General features: G+C 64.1%; 19 protein-coding genes and 2 tRNA genes. 13 read left to right on the top strand and 8 right to left on the bottom strand.

Annotation, left to right across the window (positions count from 1 at the left end):
- Nucleotides 1–12: 12 nt before the first annotated feature.
- A complete protein-coding gene (locus tag ACT6QU_RS05040) occupies nucleotides 13–1,197 on the bottom strand; it encodes a deoxyguanosinetriphosphate triphosphohydrolase (RefSeq protein ID WP_444562928.1) in 1,185 nt (394 codons plus the stop codon).
- Between the two features lie 83 nt (nucleotides 1,198–1,280).
- Between ACT6QU_RS05040 and erpA the strand changes: the two genes are divergently transcribed.
- The 4 genes from erpA to ACT6QU_RS05020 all read left to right on the top strand — a co-directional run bounded on the left by erpA (nucleotide 1,281) and on the right by ACT6QU_RS05020 (nucleotide 3,283).
- A complete protein-coding gene (gene erpA / locus ACT6QU_RS05035; protein WP_444562927.1) occupies nucleotides 1,281–1,631 on the top strand; it encodes an iron-sulfur cluster insertion protein ErpA in 351 nt (116 codons plus the stop codon).
- Nucleotides 1,632–2,432 (top strand): exodeoxyribonuclease III, encoded by an 801-nt coding sequence (gene xth, locus ACT6QU_RS05030; RefSeq protein WP_444562926.1) that lies wholly within the window; start codon nucleotides 1,632–1,634, stop codon nucleotides 2,430–2,432.
- 37 nt (nucleotides 2,433–2,469) lie between these two features.
- Entirely contained in the window at nucleotides 2,470–2,757 is a 288-nt protein-coding gene (locus ACT6QU_RS05025) for a hypothetical protein (RefSeq protein WP_444562925.1), read from the top strand.
- Between the two features lie 91 nt (nucleotides 2,758–2,848).
- The gene (locus ACT6QU_RS05020) at nucleotides 2,849–3,283 is read left to right on the top strand and encodes a hypothetical protein (protein WP_024585644.1); all 435 of its coding nucleotides are present in this window, start codon (nucleotides 2,849–2,851) and stop codon (nucleotides 3,281–3,283) included.
- 11 nt (nucleotides 3,284–3,294) lie between these two features.
- Here ACT6QU_RS05020 and ACT6QU_RS05015 read toward each other — a convergent pair.
- Both ACT6QU_RS05015 and ACT6QU_RS05010 read right to left on the bottom strand, forming a co-directional pair.
- Nucleotides 3,295–3,368 (bottom strand) — tRNA-Gly (locus ACT6QU_RS05015).
- Nucleotides 3,369–3,402: 34 nt separating this feature from the next.
- A tRNA-Tyr gene (locus tag ACT6QU_RS05010) sits at nucleotides 3,403–3,487 on the bottom strand.
- Between the two features lie 197 nt (nucleotides 3,488–3,684).
- On the opposite strand from ACT6QU_RS05010, the gene ACT6QU_RS05005 reads away from it, so the two are divergent.
- From ACT6QU_RS05005 to ACT6QU_RS04975, 7 genes are all read left to right on the top strand, one after another.
- Complete coding sequence (locus tag ACT6QU_RS05005; RefSeq protein ID WP_444562924.1) at nucleotides 3,685–4,545, top strand: TrmH family RNA methyltransferase; 861 nt, start codon at nucleotides 3,685–3,687, stop codon at nucleotides 4,543–4,545.
- Between the two features lie 73 nt (nucleotides 4,546–4,618).
- On the top strand, nucleotides 4,619–5,923 hold the full coding sequence (pncB, locus tag ACT6QU_RS05000) for a nicotinate phosphoribosyltransferase (protein WP_444562923.1): 1,305 nt from the start codon (nucleotides 4,619–4,621) through the stop codon (nucleotides 5,921–5,923).
- 181 nt (nucleotides 5,924–6,104) lie between these two features.
- Nucleotides 6,105–7,070: an ABC transporter ATP-binding protein gene (locus ACT6QU_RS04995; protein ID WP_444562922.1), complete on the top strand. Its 966-nt coding sequence runs from the start codon at nucleotides 6,105–6,107 to the stop codon at nucleotides 7,068–7,070.
- A complete protein-coding gene (locus tag ACT6QU_RS04990) occupies nucleotides 7,060–8,103 on the top strand; it encodes an ABC transporter ATP-binding protein (RefSeq protein WP_444562921.1) in 1,044 nt (347 codons plus the stop codon). Before ACT6QU_RS04995 ends, ACT6QU_RS04990 begins: the two co-directional genes overlap by 11 nt.
- Before the next feature lie 88 nt (nucleotides 8,104–8,191).
- The gene (locus ACT6QU_RS04985) at nucleotides 8,192–9,898 is read left to right on the top strand and encodes a peptide ABC transporter substrate-binding protein (RefSeq protein ID WP_444562920.1); all 1,707 of its coding nucleotides are present in this window, start codon (nucleotides 8,192–8,194) and stop codon (nucleotides 9,896–9,898) included.
- Between the two features lie 100 nt (nucleotides 9,899–9,998).
- A complete protein-coding gene (locus tag ACT6QU_RS04980) occupies nucleotides 9,999–11,012 on the top strand; it encodes an ABC transporter permease (RefSeq protein ID WP_024585701.1) in 1,014 nt (337 codons plus the stop codon).
- Nucleotides 11,005–11,961 carry an ABC transporter permease gene (locus ACT6QU_RS04975; protein ID WP_444562919.1) on the top strand — a complete coding sequence of 319 codons (957 nt, stop codon included), beginning with the start codon at nucleotides 11,005–11,007 and terminating at the stop codon, nucleotides 11,959–11,961. Before ACT6QU_RS04980 ends, ACT6QU_RS04975 begins: the two co-directional genes overlap by 8 nt.
- Here ACT6QU_RS04975 and ACT6QU_RS04970 read toward each other — a convergent pair whose 3' ends face one another.
- Nucleotides 11,962–13,161, bottom strand: a complete 1,200-nt coding sequence (locus ACT6QU_RS04970) for an MFS transporter (RefSeq protein ID WP_444562918.1) — start codon at nucleotides 13,159–13,161, stop codon at nucleotides 11,962–11,964.
- Between the two features lie 115 nt (nucleotides 13,162–13,276).
- Nucleotides 13,277–14,107 (bottom strand): aldo/keto reductase, encoded by an 831-nt coding sequence (locus tag ACT6QU_RS04965; RefSeq protein WP_444562917.1) that lies wholly within the window; start codon nucleotides 14,105–14,107, stop codon nucleotides 13,277–13,279.
- Between the two features lie 73 nt (nucleotides 14,108–14,180).
- On the opposite strand from ACT6QU_RS04965, the gene ACT6QU_RS04960 reads away from it, so the two are divergent.
- Nucleotides 14,181–15,170, top strand: a complete 990-nt coding sequence (locus tag ACT6QU_RS04960; RefSeq protein ID WP_444562916.1) for a heparan-alpha-glucosaminide N-acetyltransferase — start codon at nucleotides 14,181–14,183, stop codon at nucleotides 15,168–15,170.
- The gene (locus ACT6QU_RS04955; RefSeq protein WP_444562915.1) at nucleotides 15,167–15,643 is read left to right on the top strand and encodes a methyltransferase family protein; all 477 of its coding nucleotides are present in this window, start codon (nucleotides 15,167–15,169) and stop codon (nucleotides 15,641–15,643) included. The genes ACT6QU_RS04960 and ACT6QU_RS04955 overlap by 4 nt, the downstream gene beginning before the upstream one ends.
- Here ACT6QU_RS04955 and ACT6QU_RS04950 read toward each other — a convergent pair whose 3' ends face one another.
- The 3 genes from ACT6QU_RS04950 to urtE all read right to left on the bottom strand — a co-directional run bounded on the left by ACT6QU_RS04950 (nucleotide 15,644) and on the right by urtE (nucleotide 18,425).
- A complete protein-coding gene (locus tag ACT6QU_RS04950) occupies nucleotides 15,644–16,030 on the bottom strand; it encodes a MerR family transcriptional regulator (protein WP_024585707.1) in 387 nt (128 codons plus the stop codon).
- Nucleotides 16,031–16,150: 120 nt separating this feature from the next.
- Complete coding sequence (gene mgtE, locus ACT6QU_RS04945) at nucleotides 16,151–17,557, bottom strand: magnesium transporter (protein ID WP_029660115.1); 1,407 nt, start codon at nucleotides 17,555–17,557, stop codon at nucleotides 16,151–16,153.
- A 172-nt stretch (nucleotides 17,558–17,729) separates the two neighbouring features.
- The gene (urtE, locus tag ACT6QU_RS04940) at nucleotides 17,730–18,425 is read right to left on the bottom strand and encodes an urea ABC transporter ATP-binding subunit UrtE (protein WP_444562914.1); all 696 of its coding nucleotides are present in this window, start codon (nucleotides 18,423–18,425) and stop codon (nucleotides 17,730–17,732) included.
- Between the last annotated feature and the right edge of the window lie 168 nt (nucleotides 18,426–18,593).

Below are 18,593 nucleotides of genomic sequence, written 5' to 3'. Positions count from 1 at the left end.
GATGGCGCGGCCCTAGCCCAAATCGGGGGTGTGGTCAAACAGGCGGCGGTGTTCGCGCAGCGCGTAGGTGTCGGTCATGCCGGCGAGGAAATCGCCGACGTGGCGGGCTCGCGCGGCCTCGTCGAGCAGCGCGCGCGGGTCGCGCCAGTCGTCCGGCAAGGCGGTGTCGTCGGCCATATAGCGATCGAACAGGTCGCGGACGATGGCGTCGGCGGAGGCGCGTACGCGCATCACTTGAGGATGACGATACAAGTGGCCGTAAAGGAAGGATTTCAATTCCGCTTCGGCGCGTCGCATCGGTTCGGAGAAGGTCACGAGCGTTGTGCCCGCGGAATGCACGTCGGAGGCGGATCGGGGTGCGAGGCGTTCGATCCTGGCGCTTGCGGTTGCGATCACATCCTCGACCATCAACGTGATCTGGCGCCGCATCAGTTCGTGGGCGGTGCGGACGGGGTCGAGAGCGGGGTACTGTCTGCGCACGCCGGCGAGGATTCCGGCGCAGAGCGGCACGTCCTCCAGCATATCGAGCGAGATCAGCCCGGCGCGCAGGCCATCGTCGATGTCGTGCGTATCGTAGGCGATGTCGTCGGCAATGGCTGCCGCCTGCGCTTCGAGGCCGGCGTGTCGGTCGAGTTCGAGGTCGTGGCGGCGGTTGTATTCGGTGATGGCGGGCGGGATGTCGCCGGTCAGCGGGCCGTTGTGCTTGACGAGGCCTTCCAGCGTTTCCCACGACAGGTTGAGGCCGTCGAAATCGGCGTAGCGACGCTCGAGTTCAGTGACGATGCGCAGCGACTGCGCATTGTGGTCGAAACCGCCCCAGGGGCGCATCTTCTCGTCGAGCGCGTCCTCACCCGTATGGCCGAAGGGCGTGTGGCCGAAATCGTGGACGAGCGCGACGGCTTCAGCGAGGTCCTCGTCGAGCCGCAGCGCGCGCGCCAATGCCCGCGCGATCTGGGCGACTTCGATCGAATGGGTCAGCCGCGTGCGGAAATGGTCGCCCTCATGGGCGATGAAGACCTGCGTCTTGTGCTTGAGACGGCGAAAGGCGGTGGAGTGGATGATGCGGTCGCGGTCGCGCTGGAACGGGGTGCGCGTCGCGCTTTCGGGCTCCGACACGAGGCGCCCGCGCGTTTGCGCCGGATCGCTCGCATAGGCTGCGCGCGGCCGGTAGCCGAAACCGATCTCGGTCGTGTTCACCTTGCCGTCACCCGTTGCCGCTTCGTTGACTTGTCCCCGCCGGCTTCATACCTATGGTGCGAATGCGAACGCAAGGTGACGCCATGGGCATGGACGCCAAGACCGACATGAAATCCGTCGAAGTGAGCGATGCGGCAATCGCACGCGTGGCTGCGATCCTGCGCGACGAGCCGGGCAAGACGGCGCTGCGCGTCGCGGTCGAAGGCGGGGGCTGCTCGGGCTTTTCCTACACGTTCGATCTCGTCGACGGCCAGAACGACGACGATGTCGTCATCGAACGCGAGGGCGGCAAGGTGCTGATCGACGAGATCTCCCTCGTCTATATGGGCGGATCGGTGATCGATTTCGTGGACGATTTGATGGGCCAGTCCTTCCAGATCCGCAATCCGAACGCCGTTGCTTCCTGCGGGTGCGGCACGAGCTTTGCCATCTGAATGAAGATCGCGACCTGGAACATCAACGGCGTCAAGGCGCGGATCGACAACCTGCTTCACTGGCTGGGTGAAAGCCAGCCAGACATCGCCTGCCTGCAGGAGATCAAGTCGGTCGACGAGAATTTCCCGCGGCTGGAGATCGAAGCGCTCGGCTATCATGTCGAGACGCACGGCCAAAAGGGTTTCAACGGCGTCGCGCTCCTTTCCAAGCTGCGCTTCGACGAGGTCAATCGCGGCCTTGCCGGCGACGATGAGGATGTGCAGGCGCGATTTATCGAGGGCGTGTTTTCGACCGACCGCGGTGCGCTGCGCGTCGTCTCGCTCTACCTGCCGAACGGCAATCCCGTCGGCACCGAGAAATTCCCCTACAAGCTCGGGTGGATGGAACGGCTCGAACGCTGGGCGCAGGCGCGACTGGGGCTCGAGGAGCCGCTGGTTCTGGCCGGCGACTACAATGTCATCCCTGAGCCTTTCGATGCGCGCCATCCGGAAAACTGGCTGGGCGACGCGCTTTTCCAGCCCGAGTCCCGTCAGGCGTTTCGTCGCCTGGAGAATCTGGGCTTCATCGACGCCTTTCGGGCCGTTTCCGATGCGCGGGATGCCTATTCCTTCTGGGACTACCAGGCTGGCGCCTGGCAGAAGAACAATGGCATCCGCATCGATTTTCAGATGCTTTCGCCCGAGGCCGCGGCGCGGCTGCGCTCGTCCGACATCGAAAAGCATGTGCGCGCATGGGAAAAGCCGTCGGACCATGTGCCGGTGGTGATCCATCTCGATATGGACCTGGCCCGCGCCGCGTGACGTGACGCTACGTCATTTTTCGTGCTATGATCGAGACATGTTCGAGACCCTGCTCATTGCAGCGATGACTGTCGGTGCCGCAGCCGAACCGACTGTTTCTACCGGTCCCACATGCCACGCGAACGGGCTGGTTTTCGGCCAAGGCCAGATCGTCTGCCTCGACATTCCCTGCGCCCCGCAACTGGCGCGTTGCGGCATGGTTCTCAACAATTCGGCCTGGATCAAGATTCAGGATGGGTGCGTTGTCAGCAGCCAGGAGCGTCCCGGCCCTGCAATCAAGGGGTTGGCCCCGAATTTCGCAGAGGCGAAACGACACCAAAAGTGATCGTGCAGCCCCCTGCTTTGCAAGTCGCCTCTTGCCCTTCTGCGACCAACATTTGATAGTCGCCGCAATTGTTACCGTTCGGAAGAGTTCGATGAGGCAATCGAATCGCGACGTGACCACTTGGGTGGCCGATCTGCAGACGCCTCCGGGCAAGTCGCTTTCACTGCTGGGCCTGCATAGCAACGCCGGCACGAGCGAAAGCTATCGCGTCTGCCGCGCCGCGCTGCAGACGGCAGTGTTTTCCGAACTGACCATTTCGATCCTCTGTCATCCCGATGGGGTCGTCTTCCCCTGCCCCGACGGGCTCGAAGAGAGCGTCCTCGATGCCCAGTTTCGTGAAAACAGATTATCGGGGATGCCGCTCGACAGCTTGATCGAAAACGCCCTTGTCTTGCTGATCAACGAGCCTTCCGACGAAGCGCGCCGTCAATTGCAGGCCCTTCGCCTGAAGCTGGCGCGTGGGCTTGCGGCAGTCGACGACCGGCTGGGCAGGTTGGGCGAGTGTGGCGGGATCGTATCCCACTAGAGGATAGAATCTGGAGCGGGTAGCGGGAATCGAACCCGCGTATTCAGCTTGGAAGGCTGCTGCTCTACCATTGAGCTATACCCGCCTCACGTGCAGGTTCAACTTTCGATGTGGGCCGGTGGTGGAGGGGGCTGGATTCGAACCAGCGTACGCATAGCGAACGGATTTACAGTCCGTCTCCTTTAACCACTCGGACACCCCTCCGTCAGACCACATCGGAGCCGTGCAACGAGGCTTGGCTTGCAGACCCTGCCTGGACCGAAATCCAAGCCAAATCCGCGATGGGCCTTATGGCGGCAGCGCGAAATGCTGTCAACCGCGGCCGCGCCAATTGTCCAGAAATTCGCAATGACCTTGCGTCGCCCCATGTCCAAGGCCCGTCGCGCTCGCTATAGAGGGCCATGAGCGAGAAGAAGACGCCTCCCGCCGGCACGGCGCGGGACACCCATTACGCAAAGCTGCGCCGCAAGTTTCGCGACGAGAAGGCCGGCGGTCCGGTCTTCCGGCCGCGCGCGCCGATCGAGGCCGGTGCGCAGCCCGAAGACGGCTCCGTGCGGCTTTATGGCATTCACACCGTTCGCGCGGCGCTCGACAATCCGCGGCGCAAGATCACCCGCCTGATGGTGACGCGCAATGCGCTGGCGCGGCTGGAACTCGCCGAACCGCTCGACCTGCCCTACCCGACCGAGATCGTCGAGCCGCGGGAGATCGACAAGCTGGTCGGCTCCGACGCCGTACACCAGGGCGCGCTGCTGGAAGCAATGCCGCTGAAACCGAAGCGGCTCGGCGACCTCAAGGACACGCGCCTGCTTCTGGTGCTGGATCAGGTGACCGACCCGCACAATGTCGGCGCCATCATGCGTTCGGCCGTCGCGTTCTCGGCCGGCGCGCTGATCACCACCGGGCGGCACAGCCCGCAGGAATCGGGCGTGCTGGCGAAATCGGCTTCCGGCGCGCTGGAGCATGTCGACCATATCGAGGTGCGAAACCTCGCCGATGCGCTCGGAGAACTGGCCGAACTCGGATTCCAGACAATCGGGCTTGATTCGGACGGGCCGGCGGTGCTGGAAGAGACTTTCGCCGGGGAACGCATCGCGCTGGTGCTGGGCGCCGAGGGCAAGGGACTGCGCCAGAAGACGCGCGAGACGGTTTCCGCGCTCGCCCGGCTGGACATGCCCGGCGCGATCCGCTCGCTCAACGTGTCGAATGCGGCGGCGATCTCGCTTTATGCGGCGCACCGCCATCTGGGCCAAAAGGGGTAACTTGAGTTTGGCCAGCTTTCGTGCTGGCCTTCCCCGGAAGCGCGAAAGGCGCTGAGGGAAGAAGACACGCATCATGATCAAAACCGACATCGCGCGCCGGGTCTACAACCACACCTGGAAGCTCGATCCCATCATCCGCAGCCTGCTCGACACGGACTTCTACAAGCTCCTGATGCTGCAGATGATCCGGGGCGTCTATCCGGATGTCGATGCGACCTTCACGCTGATCAACCGGACCAAGTCCGTGCGCCTTGCCGACGAGATCGACGAGGGCGAACTGCGCGCGCAGCTCGACCATGCGCGCTCACTGCGCTTTTCCAAGAAGGAGATGATCTGGCTCGGCGGCAACACTTTCTACGGCAAGAGCCAGATCTTCCGGCACGACTTCCTGCGCTGGCTGGCCGACTTCCGGCTGCCGGAATACGAACTGACGCGCAAGGACGGGCAGTTCGAACTGACTTTCCACGGCCGCTGGCACGACACGACGATGTGGGAAATCCCGGCACTCGCGATCATCAACGAGTTGCGCTCGCGCGCTGCGCTGAAATCGATGGGCCGGTTCGCGCTCGACGTGACCTATGCGCGCGCCAAGGCGCGGGTGTGGGGAAAGGTCGAGCGGCTACGCGCCTATCCGGACCTTCGGATCTCCGATTTCGGCACGCGGCGGCGGCACTCGCATCTGTGGCAGCGCTGGTGCGTGGAAGCGTTGAAGGAAGGCATCGGCCCCTCCTTCACCGGCACGTCGAACGTGCTTCTGGCGATGGACACGGACCTCGAGGCGCTCGGCACCAACGCGCATGAACTGCCGATGGTGCTGGCGGCGATGGCGAATTCCGACGCCGAACTGAAGACCGCGCCCTACCGCGTGCTGCAGGACTGGCAGAGCTATTATGGCGGCAATCTGCTGATCGTCCTGCCCGATGCGTTCGGGACGGAATCCTTCCTGCGCGGGGCGCCGGACTGGGTCGGCCAGTGGACCGGTTTTCGTCCCGACAGCGCGCCGGCGATCGAGGGCGGCGAGCGCATCATCCGCTGGTGGGAGGAGCATGGCATCGATCCGAAGGAGCGGCTGATCATCTTTTCGGACGGTCTCGACGTCGACACGATCGAGCGGGCGTATCTGCATTTCAACGGCCGCGTGCGCATGGCCTTCGGCTGGGGCACGAACCTGACCAACGATTTCCATGACTGCGCGCCAGAGCGCAACGAGGCGCTGAAGGCGATCTCGCTGGTCTGCAAGGTGACGTCCGTCAACGGCCGGCCGGCCGTCAAGCTTTCGGACAATCCCGAAAAGGCGACCGGCGACCCGGCTGAAATCGAGCGCTATCTGCGCGTATTCGGTGGAAAGGAACGTGTAAGACAGCCGGTAACCGTATGATAAATCAACGTTGTTGATCAAAATTCGCGCAACCGGCGAAATTGCTCAAATAGCGGCTTGAAATGCGCCGGCCGCGATGCTCACATGCGGGCAAGACGACTTTTCGATTGCCCGCAGCCGCTGCTCGCCGCAGCCCGTTTCGTGAGTAGATACGATAAGCCAGGTCCTCGAAGTTCGCGATTTGCGTACTCACTTCCACACCCAGGACGGTGTGGTCCACGCCGTCAACGGCATCAGCTTCCATCTGGACGAAGGCGAACTGCTCGCGGTGGTCGGCGAAAGCGGCTCGGGCAAGAGCGTGGCGATGATGTCGCTGATGCAACTCCTGCCGATGCCGCCGGCCGAGATCGCATCCGGCCGCGTGAACTTCCAGGGCCAGGACCTCGTCAAGCTCAAGGCTTCGCAGATCCGCCAAGTGCGCGGCTCGCGCATCGGGTTCGTCTTCCAGGACCCGATGACATCGCTCAACCCGGTGTTCACCGTCGGCTACCAGATCATGGAGCCGTTGCGCGAGCATATGGGCCTGTCGAAGAAGCAGGCGCGGCAACGGGCGATCGAGCTTCTGGAATTGGTCGGCATTCCGGCTGCCCGCCAGCGCATCGACGATTATCCGCACCAGTTCTCCGGCGGCATGCGCCAGCGCGTGGTCATCGCCATCGCGCTGGCCTGCGATCCGAAGGTGCTGATCGCGGACGAGCCGACCACGGCGCTCGACGTGACGGTGCAGGCGCAAATTCTTGAGCTGATCAAGGAGCTACGCCAGAAACTCGGCATGGCGATCATCTGGATCACGCACGACCTTGGCGTCGCCGCCGGCATCGCGGATCGGATCGTCGTCATGTATGGCGGGCAGATCGTCGAGCATGCCCATGTCGATGACCTCTTCGACGATCCGCAGCACCCCTATACGCGCGCGCTGCTCGATTCCCTGCCCGGCCGGCACGAGGCGCATGAGAAGTTGCGGTCCATCGCCGGCCAACCGCCGCTCCTACTAAGCCAGCCGGAGTTCTGTCCGTTTTCCGCGCGTTGCAAGCATGTGTTCGACAAGTGTCTGAGGCAAAATCCGCCGCTGATCGCGGTCGATGGGGACCACCGCGCGGCCTGCTGGTGGGACCCTGGAACCGGAGGCCCGCGCGATGTCGCTTGATACCGCGATGGCACGCCCGACGCATCATGTTCCGAGCGACGAGACGCTGGTTTCGATCGACAATCTCAAGGTCCACTTTCCGATCCACAAGGGCATACTGCGGCGCAAGGCCGGCGCGGTACGGGCAGTCGACGGGCTGACATTCGAGATCAAGAAGGGCGAGACGCTGGGGCTAGTCGGTGAATCCGGCTGCGGCAAGTCGACGACCGGGCGGGCGCTGCTGCGGCTCTACCGCGCGAGCGATGGCAGGATCATCTTCGACGGCACCGACATCGCCTCGCTCGAGGGTGACGCACTGCGAAGGCAGCGGCCGCGCATGCAGATGATCTTCCAGGACCCGCAGGCTTCGCTCAACCCGCGCATGACGGTCGGCTCGATCATCGCCGAACCGCTGATCGAGCATGGCGTGATGGATGCCAAGGGACGCAAGGCACGGGTGCGCGAACTGCTGGATGCGGTCGGCCTCAACCCCGATTACGTCAACCGGTATCCGCATGAATTTTCCGGTGGGCAGCGCCAGCGCATCGGCATCGCGCGAGCGCTTGCGCTCGATCCGGAATTCATCGTCTGCGACGAGCCGATCGCGGCGCTGGACGTGTCGATCCAGGCGCAGGTGGTAAACCTGCTCGAGGATTTGCAGGCCAAGCTCGGTCTGACCTATCTGTTCATTAGCCACGACCTTTCCATGGTCAAGCACATCGCCGACCGCGTCGCCGTCATGTATCTCGGCAAGATCGTGGAACTGGCCGATGTAGAGACATTGTTCGCGTCGCCGAAGCACCCCTACACGAAGGCGCTGCTGTCGGCCGTGCCGGTGCCCGATCCGAAGATCGAGGCGAACCGGCGCCGGATCATCCTGACCGGAGACATCCCCGATCCGGCGAACCCGCCGGCCGGATGCCGCTTCTGCACACGCTGCCCGGAGGTCTTCGACCGCTGCCGGGTCGAGGAACCGGCCTGGCGCGAGGTGCAGCCGGGCCGCTTTGCTGCATGTCATCGAGTCGAAGGAGGAGAAGCGTCGAGCGCGACGTAGGAAATTCAGCATGTCGCACCGTGGCGGGTGGGAGCCAAAGCGGATGCGAAAACCGAGCAAAATCAATAATATCGCAAGGGGAAATGCAATGAAGAAACTGACGACGTTCCTGACGGGAACGGCAGCGGCCATTGCCATGACGGCTGGCGCTGCCCAGGCAGAGCGCGGAAGCGACGGCCATCTCAACATTCTCTACTGGCAGGCGGTCTCGATCCTCAACCCGTTCCTTTCGGGCGGCACGAAGGATGTCGAGGGCTCCTCGCTGGTCATCGAGCCGCTGGCGAAGTTCAACGAGGCGGGCGAAATGGTCCCTGCCCTCGTCGACGAGATTCCGACGGTCGACAATGGCGGCGTGTCCGAAGACCTGAAGTCGGTCACATGGGTGCTTTCGGAAGGGCTGATGTGGTCCGACGGCACGCCGGTGACCGCGGAAGACGTCAAGTTCACCGCCGAATATTGCATGGCCGAAGATGGCGGCTGCCAGCAGGTCGCGAACTTTACCGACGTCGAGAGCGTCGAGGCCGTCGACGAGCGCACCGTCAAGGTCAATTTCTCGATCGCCAAGCCCTACCCTTACGGCCCGTTCGTCGGTGCGCAGTCGCCGATCATCCAGAAGGCGCAGTTTGAAAACTGCGTCGGCGCGCGCGCGCCCGAATGCACCGAGGCCAATTTTGGTCCGATCGGCACTGGCCCGTTCGTCGTGACGCGTTTTGCCGCCAACGACGTGATCGAACTTGAAGCCAACCCGAACTACCGCGATGCGGCCAAGCCCGCCTTTGCGACCGTGACGCTGAAGGGCGGCGGCGACGCGGCCTCGGCGGCACGCGCGGTGCTCGAGACCGGCGAGTTCGACTATGCCTGGAATCTGCAGGTCGAGCCGGAAATCCTGGCGCAGATGGAAGCCGCCGGCCGCGGCGAGCTCATCTCCTCCTTCGGCACGTCGGTCGAGCGTATCAACCTCAACATGACCGATCCGAGCCCGGACAAGGGCGCCGACCGTTCGACCGTCGAGGCGGGGCCGCATCCGTTCCTGTCCGATCCGGCCGTGCGCCGCGCTCTGTCGATCTCGCTCGACCGCGAACTGATTGTCGAAGCGGGCTACGGCGAAACGGGGCGTCCGACCTGCAACATCCTGCCGGCACCGGAAGCCTATGCGTCGACGAATGTCGACTGGTGCCTGACGCAGGACATCGAGGAGGCCAACCGCCTGCTCGACGAGGCCGGCTGGATGCCGGGCGGCGACGGCATTCGCGAAAAGGACGGCGTTCGCCTGTCGATCCTCTACTCGACCTCGACCAATTCCGTGCGTCAGGCGACGCAGGCGCTGGTCAAGGACATGTGGCAGCAGATCGGCGTCGAATCCGAACTTCGCAACGTCGACGCGGCCGTGTTCTTCGGCGGCGATCCGGCCAGCCCCGACACGTTCCAGAAGTTCTATGCGGATGTCCTGATGTACACCAACAATTTCGACGGGACCGACCCGGAGAAATACATGGCCGAGTGGCTTTGCGACGACGCTCCGAAGCCGCAGAACGGCTGGCTCGGCGCCAACATTCCCCGCTTCTGCTCGGAGGAATATGACGCGCTGGTCAAGAAGATGGGCGAGACCGCTCCGCTCGAGGAGCGTCAGGCCCTCGCCATCCAGATGAACGACATCCTCACCAATGAGGGTGCGCATCTGCCGCTCGTCCACCGTGGCGACGTTTCCGCGAAGTCGACGACGCTGAACGGCGTCCTGATGAATTCGTGGGACTCGGAACTCTGGAACGCGGCCGACTGGACCCGCGCTGAGTAAACCTTACGAACTGGGCATTCGCATGTGACCCATGCGGATGCCCGTTCGCGGGCATGGGGCAAAGCCGCGCGGCTGACCGCGACGGCCGGAGTTCGGTCATATGTTTCACTACACGCTGAGGCGCCTGATGTTCGCGGTGCCGACATTGTTCGTCATCAGCTTCATCATCTTCGCGCTGCTCGACCTGGCGCCCAATGATCCGACCGGCAATCTGCCGCTGACGATCCCGCCGGAAGTGCGCGAGCAGATCCGCATGTCGCTCGGCCTCGGCGAGCCGTTCCACATCCGCTACCTGAAGTGGCTGCAGCAGTTCTTCATCGCCGAGCCGCTCAACCTGATCGAGCGGATGTTCGGCATCGAGATTGGCAACTCGGAAGATCGCCTGCGCATACGTTCCTGGGCGACGCGCAGCCCCGTCGTTGACCTCATCATTCAACGTATGCCGCAGACGCTCTGGGTCGTCGGCATGTCCTATGTCGTCGGTATCCTGATCGCTTTGCCGGTCGGCATCATCTCCGCCTACCGCCAGTATTCCTGGTTCGACCAGATCGGCACTTTCGTCTCGATGGTGGGCTTCTCGGTTCCGACCTTCTTCACCGGCGTGGTGCTGATCGTCGTCTTCTCGGTCTATCTCGGCTGGTTTCCCTCGATCTACGACACGACGCATCGCGTGACGGACTGGAACAGCTTCTGGATACAGGTGCGCCAGATGGTGCTGCCGGTGATGGTGCTTGCGCTCTACAACGCCGCGCAGCTCAGCCGTTTCGTGCGCGCGTCGATGCTGGACAATCTGAACCAGGACTATGTGCGCACGGCGCGCGCCAAGGGCATGAAGGAAAAGGTCGTCCTTCTCGTCCACGTGCTGCGCAACAGTCTGATCCCGGTCGTCACCGTCATCGCGCTCGGCATTCCGACGATCTTTTCGGGCGCGATCATCACCGAGCAGATCTTCCGGGTGAACGGGCTCGGCCAGCTCCTGATCATCGCGATCCAGGGTGCCGACATTCCGCTCGTTCAGACGCTGACCTTCATCTTCGCCGTGCTGATCATCCTGTGCAATCTGATTGCCGACATCCTTTACGGCATTCTGGACCCGAGGATTCGCTATGACTGATCAGGTCTCGATGGCGCCCGAGAGGGTCATTCCGCCGGCACCGGGCTCGCCCGTCGCCGCCGAACCGCGCAAGCAGCGTACGCTGACGGCCGATGTCTGGCGGCAGTTCCGCCAGCACAAGGGCGGTGTGATCGGCGCGATCGTGTTCCTGACGATCGTCTTTCTCGTGGTGTTCGGCCCGTATATCCACGGCGTCGACCCGTCAGCGCTCAACGTGCGCGAGCGCAATGCGGGCATATCGCTGTCGCATCCGATGGGGACCGACAATCTGGGCCGCGACACCTTCGCGCAGATTTTGGCCGGGGGGCGCACGTCGCTCTCTGTCGGGGTGACGGCGATGATGCTGTCGCTTCTGCTCGGCACGACGATCGGTGTGCTGGCAGGCTATTTCAAGAAGCTCGAAGGCCCGCTGATGCGGCTGACGGACCTTTTCCTCGCGCTTCCGCTGCTCCCGCTGCTGCTCGTCATCATCATGCTCTTCCGCGACACGCTGCGACGCTCATTCGGACCGGAGACGGGCATCTTCATGTTGATCGTCTTCGTCATCGGCATAACGAGCTGGATGCAGACGGCGCGCATCGTGCGCGGTGCGGTGCTGTCGGTGAAGGAACAGGAGTTCGTGCTGGCGGCCAAGAGCATCGGCACGCGCGAGCGGCGGATCATCACGCGCCACATCCTACCCAATGTGCTCTCGCCGATCATGGTGTCGGCGACGCTGGGCATCGCGACCGCGATCATCACGGAATCCGCGCTGAGCTTCCTCGGCCTCGGCTTCCCGTCGGATTATCCGACCTGGGGGCGGCTGCTGTTCGATGGCGTCAATTTCATGCAGATCAACCCGTCGCGCGTCGTCTGGCCGGGACTGGCGATCTCGCTGACGGTGCTTTCGGTGAACTATATCGGCGACGGCATTCGCGACGCACTCGATCCGCGTATCCGCGGGAGATGATCAAATCCGGCGTGGCAGGTAATGCCACGTCACCACCGCGCAGACGGCCATCAGAATGGCAAGAGAGCAGAAGACGCCGCCGAGCCCGAAGAAAATGAGCACGATGGAATAGACCAGCGGCGGCATCAGCTCCGAAAGGTCGAGATAGGTGCGGTAGACCGCCGTCATCTGGGCGCGCTCGTGCGTGCGCACGGCGCGCATGAAGACCACGGAGCCGAGTGCGTCGAGCGCGACGCCGAAGAATGCCGTGACGAGCAGGAAGGCGCCGGCGACCCAGGGCGAGGTTTCCCCCGCGGCCGCTGCAACGGCGAGCCCCGCCGCCATGCCGGCAAATGCCACGGCCATGGTGCGGCGAGCGCCGAAGCGTGCACCAAGCCGGCCCCAGAAGAGAGCGGTGAACAGGAGCGCATTGCCGGCCGAGACGATCAGCCCGCCGGCAAGGCTGCCCTGCCCCGTGACGACCATCAGGAGCGGCGCGTAGACGAAGAAGCTCGTCCAGAAGCACGAACGGCCGAACGCGATGAACCAGGCGAGCCGCAGCCGCGGCTGGGCGACGAAGCGGCCGATATTGGCGAGCGGATTGGCCGGTTTCGTCTTGCCGGGGCGGATGGCGACGTTGTCCGACAAGCGGAAATACCAGAAGAAGCAGAGCAGTACGGCGGCGAAGAGCGCGACGGCGCCATGGGCGGCCCAGAGGCCGAACTGCGCATAAAGCGTGACGCCGAGCGTCGGCCCGCACATCCAGGCGATGGTGGACCAGGCCATGCGCAGGGATTCCGACTGGATGAACTGCGTCTTGCGGATGTGGTCCATGATGTAGAGGTTGAGCGTGATTGACAGCGCCGACGCGCCGATGACGCGCGCGAGCATGCCGCCAAGCTGGCCCGCCAGCGTGCCCGTGACGAGGCAGAGCGAGCCGAGGCCGAGGAGCAGAACGCCGGCCGTGTAGACGCGGCGGCGCGCAAAACGCTGGATCGCCAGCGGCATCAGGATCGTCGCCGACAGTCCCAGAAGCGCGACAAGCGTATAGGTCAGCGAGACGGCCTGCTCGCTGCGCAGGAGATCATAGGCCTGGATGGGGATGACGCTGGCGACGGAGGCGCGGGCGAAGGATTCCAACGTGAACAGGATCGCGAAGGTGCGCGCGCCGGGCGCGCGCGCTGCCGGAAGCCAGATCGGATGACGGACCTGCGCGACCATTCGCTGCCTCCCTGATGGAGGATGAGCTATGCGGCGGCGCAGACCGTCCGGTTATGAGGAAATCGTCATGGCGTGACGCAATTTCGTCTGGACCAAAGACCGGGTTCGAGCCGGCTCAGGCGGCGTCCCATTTCGGCGAGAAATCGAAGTCGCAGATGCGGGCATTCTTGACGCCGAGCGCGGAGATGGCAGTCATCTCGGCATCGGTCAGTGCGAAGTCGAAGATGTCGAAATTCTCGGCAAGCCGCTCCTTTCGCGTCGTGCGCGGTATGGCGACGACGCCGTAATGCTGGACGTGCCAGCGGAGGACGATCTGGCCCGGTGTCTTGCCATGCGCCTTTGCCGCGACCGTGACGGCAGGCTCGGCGAAGAGATCGCCGCCGCGCGCCAGCGGGCAGTAGGAGGTCATCGCCATGCCCGCTTTGCGGCAGGCGGCGTGGACCTTCGACTGGTCGAGATAGGGGTGATTCTCGACCTGGTTGGCGACGAGCGGTGCATCGGAGAAGGAAAGCGCCTCGGCGAGTTGGGCGGTCGGGAAATTGGAGACGCCGATATGGCGTGTAAGCCCGTCGGCGCGGGCTCGGTTCAGCGCTTTGATCGTCTCGGCGAGCGGGACCTTCGGGTTGGGCCAGTGGATGAGGAGGAGGTCGACCTGGTCGAGCTTCAGCCTTTCGAGGCTCTCTTCAGCCGAGCGGCGGAAATCGGCGGGCGCCAGATCGGTCCACCAGACCTTGGTGGTGACGAAGATTTCGTCGCGCGCGAGGCCCGAGCGACGCAGTCCCTCGCCCACATCCGCCTCGTTGCCGTAGCTGGCAGCGGTGTCGAGATGGCGGTAGCCGATGTCGAGCGCGTGGGCGACGAGATCGGCGCAGTCCTCGCCTTTCAATGTCCAGGTGCCGAGACCGAGTGCCGGGATGCGCGCGCCGTTCGCTTCGATTTTGTGCACTTCGTCGTCCATCCTTATGCTTGGCCGTGCCAGTCGATTTCATGCTACCGACTTGTAACACCGAGATTCTTCAATGACCGAACTAGTGCACAGCCCGCCCAAAAACAAATCCCGCATCGAACTGATCGACGCTTCGCGCGGTGGCGCACTGATCGCGATGGCGATCTATCATTTCGCGTGGGACCTCGAATTCTTCGGCTATGCGACGCCGGGCATGACGGCGGTCGGCGGGTGGCGGCTCTTCGCGCGGTCGATCGCCTCGTCCTTCCTGTTCCTCGTCGGGTTCAGCCTGTTGCTCGCGCATGTGCGCGGGGTGCGCTGGCGGCCATTCTGGTGGCGGATGGTGCAGGTGGGCGGGGCGGCGGCGGCGATCACGATCGTCACCTATTTCGCGACGCCGGACGCCTTCATCTTCTTCGGCATCCTTCACCATATCGCACTGGCGAGCCTCGTCGGGCTCGTGTTCCTGCGGCTGCCGGCGGTGGCGCTCGTGCTGATCGCCGTCGGCGCGATCGCGCTGCCGGCGCTGTGGCGCAGCGATATGTTCAACGGCATGGCGCTCGCCTGGACGGGGCTTGCGGCGGTCAATCCGCGCTCCAACGATTTCGTGCCGCTGTTTCCGTGGTTCGGCGCCGTTCTCCTCGGCATGGCGGCGGCGAAGATCGCGCGCGCTTCCGGCTGGACGGAACGGGCGGCGGGCAAGCCCCTGCCCGGCTGGACGCGGCCTCTGCAGTTTGCCGGACAGCACAGCCTTGCCGTCTATCTTCTGCACCAGCCGGTGCTCATCGGCTTGATCTTCCTCGCCTCGCTGGTCGTGCCGCCTCAGGCCGAGGAGCCGCGCGTCGGCTTCCAGCGGGCATGCGAGGCGCAGTGCGTTGACACGCGCGACGGGGCGTTCTGTGAAGCCTATTGCGGTTGCGTCATCGCTGAAATCGATGGCGACGCGCGCGCGGGGGAGATTTACACTGGCGCACCGAGCCAGGACGCGACGGCGTGGCTGTCAGAAATCGCAACGCAGTGCTCGATCGCGACGGATATGGACATGCCGGGAGAAGCCGAATGACGACGATCGATCAGCCGCCAATGCGCTTTCCCTGGCCGCCGGTCATCATCATATCGGCTGCGGCGATCGCGATCATCCTCGGAACGAGCGTGCCGATGCCGTGGCTGCGCGGGCCGTTCGCGGAATTTCTCGCCGGCGTTGGCGCGCTGATCGTCGTCGGCGGCGCGACGCTGGCGATCCTCGCCGTGACGCGGTTTCGCAAGGTCGGCACGCCCGTCGCGCCGACGCATGCGGCGCAGCGGCTGGTGACGGACGGGCCGTTTGCGATCAGCCGCAACCCGATCTATCTGGGCGGCGTGACGATCCTCATCGGGCTCGCGCTGGTCACGCACAATGCGTGGTTCATTCTGGCGGGGTTCGCGGCAGGAATGGCGATCAGCCTTATCGCGATCCGCCCTGAGGAGCGGCATCTCGATCGGCGTTTCGGCAAGGCCTATCGCGATTATGCGAAGCGCGTTCGGCGCTGGTTCTGATCAGGTATTGACGCCGAGCTCGGCGAGGCGCTCGACGCAGGCTTCCTCGGCGCCGTCGAGTTCCGACAGCGTCTCTTCGAGGTCGCGGCGCTTCTGGCGCAAATCCTCGCGCTTCTCCTCGATGCGCTTGATCATCAATTTCAGTTGGCCAACCTCGCCGGGCGGCTCGCGGTACATCTGGATGATTTCGCGGATCTCGTTGATGGAGAAGCCGAGGCGCTTGCCGCGCATGATCTGCTTGATGAGATGGCGGTCGGCGGGGCGGAAGAGGCGCGTGCGGCCGCGCCGCACCGGGAGCACCAGCCCCTCATCCTCGTAGAACCGCAAGGTGCGGGTCGATACGCCGAACTCCCGCGTGAGTTCGGTGATCGTATAGAATTCCCGCATTCGCCCATCCGATCAAGCACTTGAAACCTGTGCGAGATTGCCACGGCATTTACGTAAAAGTCAATTGCGCCCGCTCATCGACAAGGCGCGCATTCGGCAGCATCGGCCTGGGCGAGACGGCTAGAGTAGCCCGAACCACCACGTTGCAAGCCCGAGGAAGGCGAAGAAGCCGACGACGTCGGTGATGGTGGTGACGAACACGGCCGAGGCGACGGCCGGATCGGCACCGACCTTGTCGAGCAGCAGCGGCACGAGAATGCCCGCAACGGCGGCGGTGAAGAGGTTGATCAGCATCGCGGTCGCGATGACGAGGCCGATGTCGTTCGAAAACCAGAATGCGGCGATGCCGCCGACCAGCACGGCGAACAAAAGGCCGTTGATGAGGCCGACGCCCATTTCGCGGCGGATGATGCGGCCGGCATTGTAGATGTCGAGGTCGCGCGTCGCGAGCGCGCGCACGGTGACGGTCATGGTCTGCGAGGCGGCATTGCCGCCCATGCCGGCGACGATCGGCATCAGGATGGCGAGCGCGACGATTTCCTGGATGGTGGCGTCGAAGAGGCCGATGACCGAGGCGGCGAGGAAGGCCATGACGAGGTTGATCAGGAGCCAGGGCACGCGCGAGCGCGAGGTGGTGCGCACGGAATCGGAGAGTTCCTCGTCGCCGACGCCGCCCATGCGCAACAGATCTTCCTCGGCCTCTTCCTGGATGACGTCGACGACGTCGTCGATGGTCAGGACGCCGACGAGGCGTTCGTTCTCGTCGACGACGGCAGCGGAGAGAAGATCGTACTGCTCGAATTCCTGCGCTGCCTCTTCCTGATCCATCGTCGCGGGGATCGCGTGACGCGTCTCGTGCATCACGTCCTCGATCCGGACCGTGCGCTGGGAGCGCAGGATGCGGTCGAGGTCGACGGCGCCCATCAGCCGGAAGGTGGGGTCGACGACGAAGATCTGCGGAAACGAATCCGGAAGATTCTTGTCCTCGCGCAGATAGTCGATCGTCTGGCCGACCGTCCAGAACGGCGGCACGGCGACGAACTCGGTCTGCATGCGCCGGCCGGCGGTCTCTTCCGGATAGTCGAGCGAGCGGCGCAGCCTGATCCGCTCGGTGAATGGAAGCTGCTCGAGAATCTCGTCCTGATCCTCGCGGTCGAGATCCTCCAGAATGTAGACCGCGTCGTCCGAATCGAGTTCTTGGACGGCCTGCGCGATCTGCGCGTTGGGCAGATGCTCGACGATGTCGAGGCGGATCGCCTCGTCGACCTCGGTCAGGGCGGCAAAGTCGAACTCGTCGCCCATGAGGACGACGAGGCTGCGGCGTGCCTCGGCCGGCAGCGCTTCGAGAAGATCGCCGATTTCGGACTGGTGGAGAACCGAGACTTCGCTTTTCAGCGTGTCCGCGTCCTGGCCTTCGATCGCGTCGGTGATGCGCGCAATGAAGTCCTGCCGGATCGCGCCATCTTCATTGTAGATTTCGGCCCGCACCTCTTCGCCGCCGCCGGTTTCGTTGTCGTTGGCAGTCATCGGCGCCTCCATGGGTGTTCGAATGGAGTTTGAGGATGTCGGGCGAAGCGGATGGGTAGGCCGGTTCTCGGACCGAATGGTTGGGTAGGACGAAGGCGGCAAAGCCGCAAGCCCTCGCCGACAAAAACGCCGGCGAGCGGGTGAAGGTTGCAGCGCTTCGGCTTTGGTCTCGTCAGACGGTGAGGTAGCGGCGCACGTCGGGATCGTCCAGATCGTGCGCCTCGCCGGAATGGACGATCCGGCCGCGATCCATGATGTGGATGTCGTCGGCAAGTTCGCGGCAGAAATCGAGATATTGCTCGACCAGAAGCACGGCGATGCCGGCCGACTCCCGCAGGAAGCGGATCGCGCGACCGATATCCTTGATGATCGAGGGCTGGATGCCCTCGGTCGGCTCGTCCAGCACGAGGAGCTTGGGGCGCAGGACCAAGGCGCGGCCGATAGCGAGTTGCTGCTGCTGGCCGCCGGACAGATCGCCGCCGCGCCGGCCCAGCATGTCTTTCAAAACCGGGAAAAGCTCGAAGACGTGATCGGGAATGTGACGCTCGGACCGCTTCAGCGGCGCGAAGCCCGTCTCGAGGTTTTCGCGGACGGTCAGAAGCGGGAAGATTTCACGGCCCTGCGGTACGAAGGCGATGCCCGACCGGGCGCGCTCTGACGGCGCGCTCCGGTCGAGCACCTTCCCCTCGAAAGAGATCTGGCCGGTGGAGAGACGGTGGTGGCCGACGATGGCGCGCAGCAGGCTGGTCTTGCCGACGCCATTGCGGCCGAGGACGCAGGTGATGCGGGCGGGCTGCGCAGTGAGCGAGACGCCGCGCAGCGCCTGGGCGGCGCCATAGTGGAGGGTGGCGTTGGTGACGGTCAGCATGATTTCGGTCCGGTTGATGCTCTACGTTGCCCCCCTCTGTCCTGCCGGACATCTCCCCCGCAGGTGGGGAGATCATTCTCGTCGCCGACGCTGCGTGATCTCCCTCCTTGCGGGGGATATGCCCGGCAGGGCAGAGGGGGGCGTGACCGAGTATAACGCTGAACGATC

Origin of the sequence: Aliihoeflea sp., assembly GCF_052435475.1 — a bacterium.
Taxonomy (GTDB): Bacteria; Pseudomonadota; Alphaproteobacteria; order Rhizobiales; family Rhizobiaceae; genus Aliihoeflea.
The sequence above is the reverse complement of the archived record's forward strand: the minus strand, read 5'-3'. Positions and strand labels throughout refer to the sequence as shown.

Coding starts and splice junctions, on each gene's coding strand:
- erpA (WP_444562927.1), top strand. CDS start 1,281: ATGGGCATGGACGCCAAGACCGACATGAAATCCGTCGAAGTGAGCGAT.
- xth (WP_444562926.1), top strand. CDS start 1,632: ATGAAGATCGCGACCTGGAACATCAACGGCGTCAAGGCGCGGATCGAC.
- ACT6QU_RS05025 (WP_444562925.1), top strand. CDS start 2,470: ATGTTCGAGACCCTGCTCATTGCAGCGATGACTGTCGGTGCCGCAGCC.
- ACT6QU_RS05020 (WP_024585644.1), top strand. CDS start 2,849: ATGAGGCAATCGAATCGCGACGTGACCACTTGGGTGGCCGATCTGCAG.
- ACT6QU_RS05005 (WP_444562924.1), top strand. CDS start 3,685: ATGAGCGAGAAGAAGACGCCTCCCGCCGGCACGGCGCGGGACACCCAT.
- pncB (WP_444562923.1), top strand. CDS start 4,619: ATGATCAAAACCGACATCGCGCGCCGGGTCTACAACCACACCTGGAAG.
- ACT6QU_RS04990 (WP_444562921.1), top strand. CDS start 7,060: ATGTCGCTTGATACCGCGATGGCACGCCCGACGCATCATGTTCCGAGC.
- ACT6QU_RS04985 (WP_444562920.1), top strand. CDS start 8,192: ATGAAGAAACTGACGACGTTCCTGACGGGAACGGCAGCGGCCATTGCC.
- ACT6QU_RS04980 (WP_024585701.1), top strand. CDS start 9,999: ATGTTTCACTACACGCTGAGGCGCCTGATGTTCGCGGTGCCGACATTG.
- ACT6QU_RS04975 (WP_444562919.1), top strand. CDS start 11,005: ATGACTGATCAGGTCTCGATGGCGCCCGAGAGGGTCATTCCGCCGGCA.
- ACT6QU_RS04970 (WP_444562918.1), bottom strand. CDS start 13,161: ATGGTCGCGCAGGTCCGTCATCCGATCTGGCTTCCGGCAGCGCGCGCG.
- ACT6QU_RS04960 (WP_444562916.1), top strand. CDS start 14,181: ATGACCGAACTAGTGCACAGCCCGCCCAAAAACAAATCCCGCATCGAA.
- ACT6QU_RS04955 (WP_444562915.1), top strand. CDS start 15,167: ATGACGACGATCGATCAGCCGCCAATGCGCTTTCCCTGGCCGCCGGTC.
- ACT6QU_RS04950 (WP_024585707.1), bottom strand. CDS start 16,030: ATGCGGGAATTCTATACGATCACCGAACTCACGCGGGAGTTCGGCGTA.
- mgtE (WP_029660115.1), bottom strand. CDS start 17,557: ATGACTGCCAACGACAACGAAACCGGCGGCGGCGAAGAGGTGCGGGCC.
- urtE (WP_444562914.1), bottom strand. CDS start 18,425: ATGCTGACCGTCACCAACGCCACCCTCCACTATGGCGCCGCCCAGGCG.